General features: G+C 60.1%; 1 protein-coding gene. It reads right to left on the reverse strand.

What is annotated here, in order from left to right; genetic code table 11:
* The coding region (locus ACFWDE_RS10930) for a collagen-like domain-containing protein (protein ID WP_483861750.1) at nt 1–596 on the reverse strand (596 nt) is incomplete at both ends.

The following is a 596-nucleotide window of genomic DNA, read 5'->3' on the forward strand; positions in this document are numbered from 1 at the left end:
CTTGAGCACCTGTATTACCCTGAGCGCCCGTGTTACCTTGAGGTCCAGTAGCGCCCGTGTTGCCTCGAGGTCCAGTGGCACCAGTAGCGCCCGTGTTACCTTGAGGTCCAGTAGCGCCCGTGTTGCCTCGAGGTCCAGTGGCACCAGTAGCGCCCGTGTTACCTTGAGCGCCTGTATTGCCTTGAGGTCCAGTAGCGCCGGTAGCGCCCGTGTTACCTTGAGCGCCTGTATTACCTTGAGGTCCAGTAGCACCGGTAGCGCCTGTGTTACCCTGAGCACCTGTATTGCCTTGAGGTCCAGTAGCGCCGGTAGCGCCCGTGTTACCTTGAGCCCCTGTATTGCCTTGAGGTCCAGTAGCGCCCGTGTTGCCTCGAGGTCCAATAGCGCCGGTAGCACCTGTATTACCCTGAGCGCCCGTATTACCTTGAGGTCCAGTGGCACCGGTAGCGCCCGTGTTACCTTGAGGTCCGGTAACACCCGTATTACCTCGAGGTCCAGTAGCACCGGTAGCGCCCGTGTTACCTTGAGGTCCGGTAACACCCGTATTACCTCGAGGTCCAGTAGCACCGGTAGCGCCCGTGTTACCTTGAGGTCCG

It is taken from the genome of Bacillus sp. NPDC060175 (assembly GCF_042728695.1).
Lineage (GTDB): Bacteria > Bacillota > Bacilli > Bacillales > Bacillaceae_G > Bacillus_A.